We start from the raw sequence: 14,751 nt of genomic DNA, 5'->3' as shown, positions 1-14,751 counted from the left end.
AATGCGTCCTACTGGCCGGCCTTGGCCGCCGGCGGCAAGGCGGATACGACGGTCCGTCACCTCCTGTCCCATCAGGCCGGGCTGGTGGGAGTCGACGGTGGCTTCCAGTTCGACGACCTCTACGACGATCGGGCGTTGGCCGCTCGTCTGGCGGGCAGCGCCCGTACTGGCGACCGAGATAACCGCACACGGCTACCACGGGTCCACGCAGGAAGCGCACCGAGGGACCCAGGCGTTCAGTAGTGGGCGAGGACCTGCGTGACGGGATGACCAAGCAGAGCGGCGACATCGGCGAGTTCCTCGGCGTCAAGTTCGTATTTTTCGCGCGTCGGGTTCATGGCGCTCACCTCGAACCGTGCGAACCCCATCGGCCAGTCGTAGCGGAGGGTGTCTAGCGGGACGACCGCACCGCAGCATGGCACGACGATGTCCAGTCTCTCGAAGCCTTCGTCGTTCTCCACGGCCAGGTCGTAGAGCCAAACCACATCGCTTTCTCCGTGGCACCGGGAGCACCTGATCCGGGTAGTGTTCTCGCCAGCGTCGATCAGGGTAACTCGATCGTAAAACTCGTACTCGACCTCTTCGACATCGTCAGCGGAACCGGAGAACAGCCGAGCGACATAAGCCACGGCCGCAGCGGCGGCGTCGGGGGCAGGCTGCCATTCGAGGTCAGTGGGGATCAATCGAATGTACCCATCGCTCACAACGCTCAGGATGCCTGATGCCGTGCGCGCAGGTTGCCTCGGGTAGGCATGGACCGCACTCAACTCGGCATGTGCGTGCACCCGAGGCGGGCCGATGCCCACAGAGCGTCTACGGAGGGTCACGGAGTTCTGCTTCCCGGCGTACGGTCGGCGGCGGTGGAGGACGCGCGGCGCGAGGGCACCCGAAAGCCTGGCGACCATGACGGACGGATGGCGGCGCAGGATCACCACCATCTGCTTACCGGAACTGACGCTGCGGATCTCGTCCGTACGCGAGCTGGTGAAGGCTAGTTCGAGACCTGGTTCGAGCATGATCACGGACGGCTGTTGGAGGTGGTGACCAACGGGACCCGCGCCCTGGTCATGGTGCTCGACGAGCCGGGGGACGCGGGCAAACACGCGATCGACCCGATGGCGACTGAGGCCGGCGATGAGCAGCGCCAGCGGCATCCGGAACGCCAGCCCGGACAGGAACGACTCCTCCAGGTCGGCCGGGCGCCGGCTCGCCGACGGTTCCGTCGCGCGTCTGAACGCGCCGACCAGCGAGAGCCCGACGCTGATGCCCGTGCCAGCCAGCGCGCTCAGCAGGCTGGACAGCAGGACGTCACGGGCGCCCAGGTCGGCGAGGGCGAACACCAGAACGACCAACTTGACCACGACCACGACGGTGTACACGATCGGCAGGCCGATCAGGAATGCGAGGATCGCCGTGAAGGTCGCCTCGCCGGTGTGCTCGTCGAGCAGCGCCCACAGCAGCACGCCGATGCCGTACACCACGGCCAGGCCGGCCTCGCCGTGCCCGCCCAGCGCCTCGCCCACGAACCACCCCAGCGCGCTCACTATGGCTACGCCGAGCACGCCCAACCCGATCAGCACGCCTATCAGTGTGCGGCCGGCTGTTTAGGATGGGGTCTGGATCTTGGTGAAACGTTGACTCACAACCCTGTGCCCGCCAGAAACCTCACCCAGCCAGGTCAGGCAGTACTACCCAGTCGTGAGCAATCCGGACGTAGGTCAGGTCGTGCGGGTACCTACCACCGCTCGGCACCAACCGGCCGCAGCAGCGCCAGGTGACGGATGGTGAACAGCCCCTGTGCACGGCGGCCCACCGCCGTACACAGCAGCCGCAGTATCGCCTGCTCCCCTGGTCCCAGCAGATCTTGCGTATCACGCCCGACAGCAGGCAGGGCTGTCACTGGCCGGATTGGGCGATCCCGTCCGCCCTCGCCCGTCTGTTGCTCCCCGCCGACTACGGGAGGACCGAATTGCCACCCGGCCACGTTGCTGAACTGGCACCGCCGGCTGGTGCGACGCGGCCGGACCATGCCGGACCGACCCCGTCGGCCGATCGTCAACTCGACCTGGACGGAACACCGGTGTCCGGTCCACGTGCAGTTGGCGCCATCCACGATTGTTGCAGCAGTGGGACCGGCACCGCTGGCACAGGGTGCAGGTGACGTCCGACGCGGGCTGAGCGTGGCTAAGATGATCATTCTGTGCGGCCCTGCCAGCGGTCGAGAGCGAGGAGGCCTACGCCGAGACAGCCTGCTTCGTCACCGAATGACGCGCGCAGGATCTGCGGTTCGCGGTGGAAGGTCAGCCGATCGAGGACTTCGGTCCGTACCGGTTCGAGCAGGGCGTCACCTGCCTGGGAGAGTCCGCCGCCCAGGACGATGGCCTCCGGATCCAGCAGCGCCTGGGCGGTCAACAATCCGTCGGCGAGCGCGCGGACGGCGTCACGCCAGATATCGGCTGCGGCGGGATCTCCAGCGGCCGCTCGAGCCACGACCTCGGGTGCTGGCATCCCGGCCCGACGTGCGATAGCAGCGGCGGACGCGACCGCTTCCAGGCAGCCGCGCCCTCCACAAGCGCATCCTGGGCCAGCGGGTCGGACAACCACATGCCCGAATTCACCGGCCGCGCCGGCACCGGTCAGCACCGCGCCACCCGTCACGTACGCGGCGGCGATGCCGGTGCCGATCGGTACGAAGAGCATGTGGGACGTGTGCTGCCCGGCGCCCAGGCGGGCCTCGGCGAGACCGCCGGCACGCACGTCGTGGCCGAGCACGGTGGGCAGCTCAAGGTGTTCGGCGACCAGATTCCGCAGGGGTACGTCGCGCAGCGGCAGGTTGGCGGCATACTGCGCGACCCCTTCGACTTCGTCCACCACCCCGGGTACCGCCACACCGACCGCCCGGGGCACCAGTCCCTGCGCACGGGCGCGGCCGGCAAGCGTACCCACGATGTCGAGGATCATGGCGACGACGGCTTGCGGTCCTCGCTTGGCACCGGTCGGGTGCCGCTCGCGGTGCCGCCGGTCGCCGCGGGCGTCGACGAGCGCGCACTTGATGTGAGTGCCGCCGACGTCCACAGCCACGACCACGTCCCCGGTATCGGTCACCGCAGTACCACCGAGCGGGTCAGGTTACGTGGCGCGTCGGGATCGAGGCCGTGGTGAGCGGCGGCCTCGACCGCGAACCGCTGCGCCAGTACCAGGTCGGCGAACGGGTCGCGTCCGGTGTTCACGAACGTGGCGCCGGTTCGGCCGATCTGCTCGGCGAGCCCGGCGGGCGGATCCCCGAACATCCACACCGCTCGGCGGGGTGCGGCGATCGCGACCGGTCCGTGCCGGTACTCCATCGCGGGATAGGACTCGGTCCACAACCCGGCCGCCTCGCGGCATTTGAGGGCCGCCTCGTGTGCCAGTCCCACCGTCCAGCCCGAGCCCAGGAAACTGACCTGCTCCACGGCGGACGGATCGAGCGGGAGCGGCGCGACCACCGCCTTCTCCGCCGCCGCCATGTCGGGTGGTGCGCCGACGTGTGCGCTGAGCAACGCGAGCGTGGTGGTCGCGAAACGGGTCTGCACGACCGACCGCTCGTCGGCCCACGGGAGTGCGATCACGCCCGCCGCGAGGTCGCCAGCCGGAGTCTGCGGATCGGCGAGGATCACCGTGGCCGCATGGCCCCGGACAGCGTCCAGCACCTCGGTGGTCGTACCCGAGCGGGTGATCGCCACGACGGCGTCGTAGCCACGCTCGGCGGGGAACTCCGACGCGGTGAACGCGTCGGTCTCGCCGTGGCCGGCGGCTTCCCGCAGTCGGGCGTAGGCCTGGGCGATGAACCAGGACGTGCCACAACCGAGGACGGCGCTCCGCTGACCCGGTGCCGGGAGCAGGCGACCGACCTCGGGGACGAGCGCGATGGCTCGCCGCCAGCAGTCGGGTTGGCTGGCGATTTCCTGCGTGACGTGGCTCATCGGACGACCACCGAGTGCAGCAGGTCGTTGTAGCCGGTGGTGGGCTCCCACACGTTGGTGTTGGCCAGCCGGATGGCGTACTCGGGCCGGGTGGCGAGCCTCGGCTGCGGGTCGGGCAGGCTGAGCAGCAGCCGGTAGGTGCCCGACGGTACGCCCGCCAGCGACACGGACTGGTTGACGGTGGTGGACGTGCCTGCGCCCCACCGGCGCGGGTCGGCATTGAGCGCCCTCGGGTGGACGGCACCCGTCGCGGTGTTCCGCAGCACGAGGGTGAGCCCGCGCGGGTTGAACGGCGCGGCCCAGCCCGCGTTCTGCACGGTGAACTGGACTGTCAGGCTGCCGCCGGCCGTCGCGGTGGCCGGGTACGTGCCCTGGGTGAGGGTGAACCGGTGGCCGAGGTTGCGGCGCACGCTGGTCATGCAACCACCGCTGGTCCAGCCGTTGAGCACTTCCGCGCGGTAGTCGGCGTTGAGGTAGTTCCAGTGGAACTGGCCGAGTTCCTGCAGCGCGGTCGGGCATTGTGAGCGTGGCGGGTTGGGCTGGCAGGTCTCCCCGCCCATGGGCACGAACTGTGTCTCGGCCGCCAGGTACGGGTACTCGACCGGGATGTTCTCGTAGGTGCCGAGATCGTCCGAGCTGGCGAGGAAGCAGTCGTTGTGGTGACCGAGGCGGGCGAGCGCGGTGCCGCTGTACGCCTGGCCGGACGTCAGTGCACCGGTGCCGTACATCGTGCGCTTGAACTTGGGGGTGCGCAGTTGGACCATGCGGTTCGCCGGCAGGACGCTGAGGAGCTTGTCCACCACGGCCTTGCGGTTGGCCCAGTCGGCCTGGGTCACGTTGCCTTCGTTGCCGAAGTTCTGCGTGTACCACCACTCGCCCCACGCGCCGATGAAGCCGGCCTGCATGACGTGGATGACGTCGCTGTTGGCGTTGAGGTACGGCGCGAGCTGGTCGAGGTGGGACAGCACTCGGCTGAGCGGGGCATCGTCGCCGCTGGTGGAGGTGGTGTACGCGAACCGCAGAATCATCTTCAGTCCGGCGGCGCGCACGGTGTCAGCCTGCTGCTGGAACTGAGCGAGTGCCGCCGCGCTGATCGGCGCGTTCTTGAACGCGGCGAGGTAGAACACGCACATCACGAGCGTGGTCTGCTGGCTGGTGCGGTAGCCCTGCAGGGTGGCGAGGTTGAAGTCGTTGGTGTCGCAGTCGCCGGTGTGGTGGTAGAAGCCGCGCTCCGGGTTGGCGATGTCGGCGGTGTCCGGCTGGTACGTCACCGTGCCGCCGCCGTTGCCGGAGCCGCTGTAGACGTGGGTGTACCGGGCCGAGGTGTCCAGCGGCGCCTCGGTCTGGAAGACCAGGTCGGCGTCGTTGGGTGTCGCGGTCTCGCCGAGGTCGGCACGGTTGACGGTCCAGCTCGCGGTGCCGCCGCCGTCGGTGTGGGTGACGGCGGTGACCGCGGCCCAGTTCCAGCCGCTGCCGGCGTGCCGGTACAGGGTGCCGTTCTCCAGCAGGTAGTCCGCTCCGATGCCGGTGGTGGCGAACCCGGTGGCGGCGTTGCGGTCGGTGTCCACGTAGACGCGGCGCCACGCGGGTGCGCCGGTGTACTGGTACCGGTAGGTGACGGTGGTGGCGGTGTTGGATGTCGTCTGGCCGCTGATCGTGGCGTGTGCTGGCGCCACGTTGAGGGTGACCGTGGCCAGCACGCCCACGAGGGCGGCGGCGATCATTCGGTTACGGGACATAGCTCTCTCTCTGACCGTGACGAGGGGCAGGGGTTCGGGTCGGCCGGAAGCCGTTCGTCGGTGGAGTTGTCCTTCAGCTGGCCGGGAGGTTCGTCGTCTGACCGTTGCCGACGACCGGCGACGGGATGGGCGCAGCACCGGGGACGGAGAACCGCACGGCCTGGCCACCGAAGTTGGCGACCCGGAACCACGTCCAGATCTCCCGGCCCGCCGTCGACGGCGGGAAGATGTAACCGCCGTCGAATTCCAGCTCGGTGCGGGTGCCGGACTGCACGACCCGCACCGGCCAGCCCCGGTTGCCGGGGGCACTGGGGCTGCTGAACCGGAACACGTCGGCCTGACCGGCCACGTGTGGCAGCAGGTACGCCTGGTTGAGGTTCTCCAGGTAGACCCGGGCGTCGGGTGAGGTCGGCCAGAAGGGCTGCCAGCCGGAGGGGCCGTCCCGGTCGTAGTCGAAGTAGATCATCTCCTGGGCCAGGCTGATCGTCTGCTTCGCCTCGATCATCATGAAGAACCGCTCCCCGACGAACCGGGCGTACACCTTGGTGATGCCCTTGGCGTTGGCGCCGGCCGGATCGTGGTAGATCGGTGTCTGGGCCGTCCACTCCCCGGTGTCGCCGTCCGCGACGAACCCGCCGAACAGGTTGGTCGGGTGGGCGCCGGCCTGGCTGGGTGCGGCGCGTCCGTTGGCGTCGAGCCAGTTCTTCGCGTCGTCGTAGATCGCCGAGTTGAAGTGGTTGGCGCCGGAGACCGAGTAGCCGAGGTAGCCGGAGTTGACCACCACCTCGTTCATCCACTTCTGGGTGCCGCTGGCAGGCACTCGGAAGTCGATGATCATGATGTTGAAGCCGTCGGCCCGGTCGGCCTGGGCGTTCATGTAGGACTTCCAGAAGCCGCCGAAGTTGTCGCGGTGGCGGTAGCCGGCTGAGGCGGGATTGGTGTTCCAGTTGCTCTCGTATCCGGGGCTGCTGTCGTAGAAGCCGGGAATGTAGGTGTTGTAGTACCAGGACTCGGTGACGAAGACGTTGATGGCGCGGCGGTAGCGGTCAGCGAACCGCGAGGTGCCCTCGTCCGGGTTGAAGTACCAGTAGCCGCGGTTGGCGGCGACGACCTTGCTCGGGTCGACGGCCTTGATCTTCTCGACGAGGTCGATCATGCCGCCGGCGGTGAAGCCGAAGTTGCCGCGTGGTCCCCACGAAACGCCCGGGCCGGCACCTCCGACCGGGTCGGGCGTGTCGACGGTGTCGAGGAAGACGCCGTCGTAGTCACCGTCGTGGACGATCTTGTCGACCTGGTACGTGACGAACCGCTGCCAGGCCGGGTCACCGGCGTTGATGTAGCCGCCGCCGTAGTTGCGGTTGACGTCGACATTACCGTCACCGTCCCGCCAGTAGCCGCCGTAGAGGTATCGGCTGTCGCTGACCCAGGTGCCCTGCTGGTCGAGGTACCAGGGCATGACGCCGCGGTTGCGCCAGGTGAGCCGGTTGCCCCAGGAGGAGTAGCCGGCGGCGATGTTCAGACCGGTGTAGCCGGCATAGCCGTCGTCGTACGTGCCGTCCGGGGTCGCGCCACCCTCCACGTTCAGGTAGCCACCCGCGGCGTTGTAGTTCCACGGGTTGGGCCCGTGCAGCGGACCCGACGGTCCGGTGTAGCCGGCGGGAAGGAGGCCGAGCTCGATGCCCTTCTGGGTGGTCATGTGCCCGCTGTGCCCGGGAATGATGGTGGGCAGCATCTCCCCGACCGAGAGGTAACCCAGCACGACGACGTCATCGGCGCTGCCGAGCACACCGTCCAGCCCGCGCTTGATCTCCTGCACCTGTGCGCTGGTGACGGACTCGAAGTAGAAGTGGTCGGCGGTCAGGTTGAGCACCCGCAGGGTGGGTTCGAGCACGACCAGGTCGTACGCCTTGAGCTGGTTGGTCTTGGCCTGGTCGAGTTGCCCGTACCAGAACGCGGTGCGGCTGTTCTGGTTGAGCGTGGGTACCTTGCCGTAGAAGGGGGTGCGGCCGATCTCGAATGCGGCCGCGTTCGCGGGCTGCGCGTGGGGCAGGACGATGGCGGCGGCGGTCAGGACGACCACCCCGCAGAGCAGGCGGATGGCTCTACCGAACACGGCTTCTCCCCTTCCAGTCAGGTGACCGTGTGGTGTACTCGGTGCACTGCCTGCGCCGGGTAACACCACCTCGGTGTGGTGCCGGCGCGAGCGACCGCTGCCATGTCTGTCGGACCCGGTCGCTCCGTTCCTCGCTGCGGCGGTGGGCTGTCAGCCCTTGTTGCCGGTGAGGGCGATGCCTTCGATGAAGTGCCGCTGCATCACGACGAAGACCGCGATGACCGGCAGGGAGGCGAGTAGCGATCCGGCCATGAGCACCGGATAGTCGGTCTGGAACTGGCCCTGCAGGGAGGCCAGCCCCGCGGACAGGGTCATCTTGTCCGGGTCGGTGTTGACCACCAGCGGCCAGAAGAGGTCGTTCCAGGACCAGAGCAGAGCCAGGATGGCGAGCGCCAGCAGACCCGGCTTGGCCAGTGGGAGCATCACGGACCAGTAGATGCGCAGCGGTGAGGCACCGTCCAGCCGCGCCGCCTCGTCGAGTTCCTTGGGCAGGCCGAGGAAGAACTGCCGCAGCAGGAACACCCCGAATGCGCTGAACAGGCCGGGCACGATCAGCGCCTGGAGCGAGTTGAGCCAGCCGAGCTTCGCCATGATCTCGTACTGGGGGATGACGAACAGCGGTGGCGGCACCATGAGCACGGACAGGAAGACGCCGAAGAGCAGGTTCCGGCCGGGAAACCGCAGTCGGGCGAAGGCGTACGCCGCCATCGAGCAGAACAGCAGCTGCCCGGCGGTACGCCCGACCGCCATGAGCACGGTGTTGAGGAACTGCTCGCCGAAGGGCAGCAGTTCGAACACCCGCCTGTAGTTGGACCAGTGCCAGTCCGGTTCGATCGTCGGTGGTACCCGGGTGGCGCTGGAGAGCGACTTCAGCGAGGTGAGGAACTGCCATGTGAACGGGACGACCATCAACATCGTGCCGGCGGCGAGGATCGCATGGGTCCCGAGGTGCCTGCCGCGCGCCGTGGACCTAGCCATAGTGGACCCACCTCCGTTGGAGCCGGAACTGCGCGGCTGTCAGCGTGACGATGAGCAGGAGCAGGGCCATCACGATCGCCGCCGCGTAGCCGCGGTCGTTGCTGGAGAACGCTTTCTCGTAGAAGAGCGCCACGACCGTCTGGATGCGCGGGTACGCCGGGTTGTTGCGAGCGGACTGGCCACTGCCGCCGATCACGTACACCAGGTCGAAGAGTTGCAGCGAGCCGATGACCGACAGCACCGAGACGAAGAAGATGGACGGCGACAGCAGCGGCAGCGTGACCCTGCGGAACTGGACGAGCGGCCCCGCACCGTCGATCGAAGCAGCCTCGTACAGCTCCCTCGGGATCGCCTGCATGCCGGCCAGGAAGATCACCAGGTTGTAGCCGAGTGTCGTCCAGATGCCGACGGCGGCCAGGGCGTAGAGGGCGGTGGCCGGATCGGCGATCCAGTGCGGACCGTCGATTCCCACGAGCGACAGGACGTGGTTGATCAGCCCGTACTCGCCGTTGTAGAGCCACCGCCACACCATCGCGACCGCGACCGGCATCGTCACCATCGGCAGGAAGAACAGCATCCGGTAGACGGACACCGCCCGCAGTTGGCGCCGGTTGAGTAGTGCGGCGAAGACAATGGCCACCGGAATACCCGCCAGACCCAGCACCGTGTACAGCGTTGTGTTGCCCAGCGCCCGCAACGCCTCCGCGTCGCCGACCAGGGCCCGGTAGTTGTCCAGGCCGATCCACTCGTGTCCGCCGAACGGCCCCCACTCGCTGAACGAGAAGTACGCCGTCTGTAGCACCGGCCAGAGGTAGAAGACGGCCAGGCCCAACCCCGTAGGGGCGATGAGCAGGTACGCCCAGAGCGCCTCGCTGCGCTGGTGCCGCCAGGACCGGCGGCGCCGTGTCTGACCGGGGGGTTCGGGTGGGACGACGGGCTCGGCCCGCACGGCGCCCGACTCGGTGACCACCATGGCCGGCTACTCCTTCGCCAGCAGGGCGTTCATGTCCTTGGCGAGCGCCGTGGCTGCGGTCTCCACGTCGACCTCACCGCTGTACGCCTGGCTCAGGTGCTTGGCCTCGGCCTCGTTCCAGGCGGCGGTGTTGCGGGAAACCGGGTACGGCACCGCGTACGTCACCGCGTCGAGGAAGTACTGCACCTTGAACCGGGCGTTGGCACTCGCCCACGCCGCCTGCGTTCCCGTGTACGCCGGGATCGGTCCGCTGCGGCCGAGGATCTCGGCTGCCGGCCGGGAGCCGAGGAACCGCACGAACTCCCACGCCTGCTCCGGGTAACTGGTCTTTGTCGCGACCACGTTGGCGACACCGTGGATGACTGTGGCCTTCTTGACGCCGGTCGGCAGCGGGCCCACGTCGACCCGCGTCCTGGTGTACTCGTTCTTGGAGAACTCCGACACGTTCCACGATCCGCCCCAGTACATGGCGAGCTTGCCGGACTCGAAGAGTTGCAGCGGTTGAGTGTCGGTCATCGTCTTCAGATCGGGCGACTGCCCGGCCTTGATCAGGTCGGTCCAGAAGCGCAGGCCCTCGATGGTGGCCGGCTGGTCGTAGCCAGAGGTCTTGCCGTCGGGCGAGATGACCTGGCCGCCAGCCTGGTAGATGGTGTTGTAGAAGTACTCCTGGCCGGAGGAGAGGCTGGCGCCGATCGCGTACACGCCCTTGGCGGGATTGGTGAGCTTCGCGGCCGCTGCCTTGAAGTCGGCCCAGGTCCAGCCGTCGGTGGGGTAGGCGACGCGGGCCGTGTCGAAGAGCTCCTTGTTGTACCAGACACCCACGGTGTCGAAGTCCTTGGGCAGGCCGTAGACCTTGCCCTCGAAGGTGTAGAGGTCGACGAGCGCCTTGGGATAGACGCCCAGGTCGATCCCGGCGTCGCTGATCCGGCCCGACAGCGGCGTGATGACCTTGTTGTCGGCGTAGAGCTGGATGTTCGGACCGTTCATCCAGAACACGTCCGGGGCCGCTCCCCCGCTCACCGCGGCTCGCAGCTTGGTCCAGTAGTCGGTCCAGGGAGTCATCTGCACGTCGACCGTGACGGTGGGGTGCTCTTTGGTGAACGCCGCGGCGAGTTCCTTCATCACCGGCACCTGATTGGTGTCCCACACCATGTAGGACAGCGTCACCGGGCCGTCCGTGGGATCTCCGTCGCTGCCGCAGGCCGCAACGGAGAAGGTGAGCGCGGCAGCCAGCATCGCTGCCAGTCCCAACCGCAGAGGTCTCAACATGGGCGTCCCTTCAGACAGGAGACTCAGGTCACAGCACGCCCACTATTAATACTCTCCCTCATAAGTCTGTCAAGACCGGCGCAACAATGTGAAGACATGGCCCGGAAGCCGGGGGTGCGGTCCGGTCAGCGCTTCGGGGCGGCCGGCGCGGCCAGGCCACTGCCCGGGTCGAAGATGTGCCGTTCCAGGTGGTCGAGCGCATGCCTGACCGCGCCGAGGGCGACGGCATCGTCGGCAAGGGCCGACTGGAGCACCTCCGGGGTCCGGATGCACCGCTTGTCGAGCTCCCGCCGGAGCGGTTCCAGCAGCACATCCGCCGAGCGGGAGAAGCCGCCGCCGAGGACCACCATCTGCGGGTCGAGGGCGAGGACCAGCGCCGAGGCACCAAGCGCCAGGTCCTTTACGTACCGCCGGACCATGGTGAGCGCCCGGCGGTCACCCTCTCGCGCGGCGGCGAATACCAGCGCAGCCACGTCTTCCGAATCAGTCCCGGCCGGCGCGTCGGGCCAGACGCGCAGGTGTTCCTGGGCTCGGATCCAGCCCATCTCCGGCAGCGCCCCGATCTCGCCCGCCGCACCCGCGAACCCCTGGTGCAGCCGGCCGTTGATGATAAGGCCGGTGCCCGTACGCAGGCCGGCGAGGAGGTAGACGACGTTCTGCGCGTACCGGGCTACACCCCGCCAGGTCTCTGCCAGGGCAGCGAGGCGGCTGTCGTTCTCGATCATCACCGGTCCCGCGACCAGGCGGCTGAGGTGCTCGGCCAGGTGCACACCGGTCCATTCGGGCAGCGCGACCGAGAGCACAACCCGGCCCGCCGCATCGGTCAGACCGCTCGTGGCGACCGTTGTCGCCCACATCTCCGCCCCGGTTCGTCCGGAGCCGGCCAGGCATTCGGCGACCACCTTGTCCACCACCGCCAGCCGCTCGGCTCGCCCGGCGGTGGGTGAGACCGGTTGGCGCAACGCGTGCCGGATCTCGCCGTCGAGGTCGGCGACCATCGCCCGGACCGTGTGTCCGCCGATGTCGACGCCGAGCACCCAGCCGGCATCCGCGCGGAACCGGTACCGCCGGGCCGGCCGCCCCATCGTGCCTGCGGCCGGGTCGACCTGCTCGACCCACCCCTGCGCTTCGAGTTCGTGAACAACCTCCTCGCTGGCCGCGCGGGACAGACCGGCAGCCCGCGACACCTCCCGCAAGGTCCGCGGGGCCTGCCGGCGCAGCGCGTGCACCACCGCGAGGGTGTTGAGCTGCCGCAACCTCGACAGGTCTCCTCCGGCGAGTTGTCCGCTCACGTGCCCACCCCTTGACGTCCGCTACTCAGACACCTACTAATGATGGAGAGTCTAATAAGTAGCTCCAGGGAAGGCACCTACATGACTGTAAACCCGGTACGACTGGTCGTGGCGGGCGCCGGGCTGCGAGGACTCGGGTACGCCCGGCACGCGGCCGCGTCCGGACAGGCTCGGGTGACGGCCGTGGCCGAACCGGACCCGAGCCGCCGCGCCCAGTTCGCCGCCGAGTTCGGCGTGCCACCCGAGCACGTCTACCCAGACTGGCGCGACCTCGCCGCGGCCGGCCGGGTGGGCGACGCGGTCGTGATCGCCACCCAGGACCAGATGCACACCGAGCCGACCATCGCCTTCGCCGAACTCGGATACCACATCCTGCTGGAAAAGCCGATGGCAACCACCGAAGCCGACGCCCTACGCATTGCCGCCTCGGTGGAGAAGGCCGACGTCATCTTCGCGGTCTGCCACGTCATGCGGTACACGCCCTACTCCAAGGCGCTCAAGGAAATACTCGATGACGGGGTGATCGGCCGGCTCGTCAGTGTGCAGCACCTCGAGCCGGTCGGCTGGTGGCATTACGCGCACTCCTTCGTCCGTGGCAACTGGCGCAACAGCCACACCTCTGGCCCGCTGCTGCTCACCAAGTCATGCCACGACATCGACTGGCTGCTCCACCTCTTCGGCTCCGCACCAACCCAGGTCAGCTCGTTCGGCGGACTCAGCCACTTCCGTCCTGACCAGCGACCCGAGGGCGCCACGAGCACATGCCTCAACTGCCCGGTCGAGCCGTCATGCCCGTACTCCGCCCCCCGCCTCTACCTCTCCTGCCTCGGTGACCCGGAGCGCGAGTACTGGCCGCTGTCCGCGGTCACCACCGACCACACTCCCGCTGGCGTCGAGGCGGCACTGCGCACCGGCCCGTACGGCCGCTGCGTCTACACCAGCGCCAACGACGTCGTCGACCACCAGGTCGTCACCATGTCCTTCGCGGATGGCGCGACCTGCTCGTTCACCCTCACCGCCTTCACCCCGATGAGCGGCCGCCGCACCCGCCTGTTCGGCACCCACGGCTCTATCGAAGGCGACAACAGCGCGCTACACATCACGGACTTCCGCACCGACCGTCGATGGACCATCGACACCGGAGCCGGCGCCGGCAGCACTGTCGCCGCCGGCCACCACGGCGGCGACGCCGCCATGACGAGCACCTTCCTCGCGGCCGTCGCCGAGGGCAATCCCTCCCTCATCCCCTCCGACGCAGCCTCCAGCCTGCTCAGCCACCGCGTCGTCTGGGCCGCCGAACAGGCCCGGAACACCGGCACCGTGGTCCACCTACCGGGGTAGGCGCTGGTCATCATGTCCAACGCCGGTCTGCCCGAGGCCAGCGACGCCGTGATGGCCTTCCCACCCGAGATCGTCGCGACCATCGACCAGCGACGAGGTGCGTGCTCCGGTCGTACGACTCCTCGTTCAGCGCGGTCTCCAGGACCTGTGTCGGTCAAGTAGACCGGTCCCGTCAGCGACAGGCCATGCTCCTTGGCCAACCGACCAGATCGGCGGCCTGCTCCTGCGCCGACAACTCGGGCCACTTGTTCCTCGGGGTCACATCGTTCAGTGTCGCGGTCGTTACGGTGCCCCCTCACCAGGCACAGCACAACACCCGTGTCAGGCCGGAGACACCCATTGGTCCACAGATCCGGCAAACAGCCCCGAACCCGATCGCAGGACCCTTGATTGCGCGGAGGTCTTGCCACTGCCGAAATTAGGCGCATCGGCTATGAGCTGGGGTTTCGCCTGGCTGCGGCACGATCGGGTCGTAATGGTCCTTTGCCGTATCTGATCATGGTTCGGATGTTCGGCTGGCTCGCGCTCCCTCGTGTGGAGCGACGCCGTCAACCCGGCGGAGTTGCTGGTGCTACGGCATGAAGTCGCCGTGTTGACGGCGCCAGGTCGGTGGGGCGAGGCCGTCCTGGCCGGATCGGGCAGTGCTGTCCGCGCTGACGCTGTTGCTGCCCCGCGCACTGTGTGCGCACCGGATCGTCACCCCGACCACGCTGCGGGCCCGGCACCGCCGTCTGCTAAAGCGGCACTGGACGTATCCAAGCCGGCCGGGCCGGCCGCCGGCCCGGACCAGACTCAGCCCGGCCACCGCCCGACGGGCAGCCCACCATTATCTCCTCACCGGTACCCGGGGACTCGAACCTGCTACCGGCCCCGGGTACTCCCCCGCATCTCGGCTGGGGCGGGGGGAGGGCCCTGCGTAGCCGGCTGCCGGCTCCGGCCGGAAGACTGGCCGGAGCGGGGGCGGAATGCGGGCTACCGCACCCGCTCATCGGGCCCGTCATCGACGCCAGCCAGGTGCGGCAGCCCTGACCTCTAGACGCGTTCGCCGATTCCCAGTCGGGCTTGGGTTTCCTGTGCCCGTTCG

The 14,751-nt window shown here is 68.4% G+C and carries 11 protein-coding genes; 2 read left to right on the top strand and 9 right to left on the bottom strand.

What is annotated here, in order from left to right; translation table 11 throughout:
- Positions 1–21 precede the first annotated feature (21 nt).
- Complete coding sequence (locus ACFP2T_RS36215) at positions 22–243, top strand: hypothetical protein (protein WP_377430054.1); 222 nt, start codon at positions 22–24, stop codon at positions 241–243.
- Here ACFP2T_RS36215 and ACFP2T_RS36210 read toward each other — a convergent pair.
- From ACFP2T_RS36210 to ACFP2T_RS36170, 9 genes are all read right to left on the bottom strand, one after another.
- Complete coding sequence (locus ACFP2T_RS36210; protein WP_377430006.1) at positions 237–1,580, bottom strand: hypothetical protein; 1,344 nt, start codon at positions 1,578–1,580, stop codon at positions 237–239. The two genes, ACFP2T_RS36215 and ACFP2T_RS36210, sit on opposite strands and share 7 nt — an antisense overlap.
- A 613-nt stretch (positions 1,581–2,193) precedes the next feature.
- The gene (locus tag ACFP2T_RS36205; RefSeq protein WP_377430004.1) at positions 2,194–3,075 is read right to left on the bottom strand and encodes an ROK family protein; all 882 of its coding nucleotides are present in this window, start codon (positions 3,073–3,075) and stop codon (positions 2,194–2,196) included.
- 26 nt (positions 3,076–3,101) lie between these two features.
- A complete protein-coding gene (locus tag ACFP2T_RS36200; RefSeq protein ID WP_377430001.1) occupies positions 3,102–3,962 on the bottom strand; it encodes an SIS domain-containing protein in 861 nt (286 codons plus the stop codon).
- On the bottom strand, positions 3,959–5,701 hold the full coding sequence (locus tag ACFP2T_RS36195) for a DUF4832 domain-containing protein (protein WP_377430000.1): 1,743 nt from the start codon (positions 5,699–5,701) through the stop codon (positions 3,959–3,961). Before ACFP2T_RS36195 ends, ACFP2T_RS36200 begins: the two co-directional genes overlap by 4 nt.
- Positions 5,702–5,774: 73 nt before the next feature.
- Positions 5,775–7,814, bottom strand: a complete 2,040-nt coding sequence (locus ACFP2T_RS36190; RefSeq protein ID WP_377429997.1) for a hypothetical protein — start codon at positions 7,812–7,814, stop codon at positions 5,775–5,777.
- A gap of 150 nt (positions 7,815–7,964) precedes the next feature.
- Positions 7,965–8,792, bottom strand: a complete 828-nt coding sequence (locus tag ACFP2T_RS36185; protein ID WP_377429994.1) for a carbohydrate ABC transporter permease — start codon at positions 8,790–8,792, stop codon at positions 7,965–7,967.
- Entirely contained in the window at positions 8,785–9,765 is a 981-nt protein-coding gene (locus tag ACFP2T_RS36180; RefSeq protein WP_377429991.1) for a carbohydrate ABC transporter permease, read from the bottom strand. The genes ACFP2T_RS36185 and ACFP2T_RS36180 overlap by 8 nt, the downstream gene beginning before the upstream one ends.
- A gap of 6 nt (positions 9,766–9,771) precedes the next feature.
- Entirely contained in the window at positions 9,772–11,034 is a 1,263-nt protein-coding gene (locus tag ACFP2T_RS36175; RefSeq protein ID WP_377429988.1) for an ABC transporter substrate-binding protein, read from the bottom strand.
- A 125-nt stretch (positions 11,035–11,159) separates the two neighbouring features.
- Entirely contained in the window at positions 11,160–12,326 is a 1,167-nt protein-coding gene (locus tag ACFP2T_RS36170; RefSeq protein ID WP_377429986.1) for an ROK family transcriptional regulator, read from the bottom strand.
- 81 nt (positions 12,327–12,407) lie between these two features.
- On the opposite strand from ACFP2T_RS36170, the gene ACFP2T_RS36165 reads away from it, so the two are divergent.
- Positions 12,408–13,667 carry a Gfo/Idh/MocA family protein gene (locus ACFP2T_RS36165; RefSeq protein ID WP_377429984.1) on the top strand — a complete coding sequence of 420 codons (1,260 nt, stop codon included), beginning with the start codon at positions 12,408–12,410 and terminating at the stop codon, positions 13,665–13,667.
- Positions 13,668–14,751: the final 1,084 nt, after the last annotated feature.

Origin of the sequence: Plantactinospora solaniradicis, assembly GCF_042658085.1 — a bacterium.
In the GTDB taxonomy this organism is placed as follows: Bacteria; Actinomycetota; Actinomycetes; order Mycobacteriales; family Micromonosporaceae; genus Plantactinospora; species Plantactinospora solaniradicis.
Note: the sequence above shows the minus strand (reverse complement) of the source record. Positions and strands in the feature narration are given on the sequence as shown.

What these genes read in the sequence shown, in the direction of transcription:
- ACFP2T_RS36180 (WP_377429991.1), bottom strand. Translation starts at nt 9,765, where the DNA reads ATGGTGGTCACCGAGTCGGGCGCCGTGCGGGCCGAGCCCGTCGTCCCA.
- ACFP2T_RS36165 (WP_377429984.1), top strand. Translation starts at nt 12,408, where the DNA reads ATGACTGTAAACCCGGTACGACTGGTCGTGGCGGGCGCCGGGCTGCGA.
- ACFP2T_RS36195 (WP_377430000.1), bottom strand. Translation starts at nt 5,701, where the DNA reads ATGTCCCGTAACCGAATGATCGCCGCCGCCCTCGTGGGCGTGCTGGCC.
- ACFP2T_RS36200 (WP_377430001.1), bottom strand. Translation starts at nt 3,962, where the DNA reads ATGAGCCACGTCACGCAGGAAATCGCCAGCCAACCCGACTGCTGGCGG.
- ACFP2T_RS36175 (WP_377429988.1), bottom strand. Translation starts at nt 11,034, where the DNA reads ATGTTGAGACCTCTGCGGTTGGGACTGGCAGCGATGCTGGCTGCCGCG.
- ACFP2T_RS36185 (WP_377429994.1), bottom strand. Translation starts at nt 8,792, where the DNA reads ATGGCTAGGTCCACGGCGCGCGGCAGGCACCTCGGGACCCATGCGATC.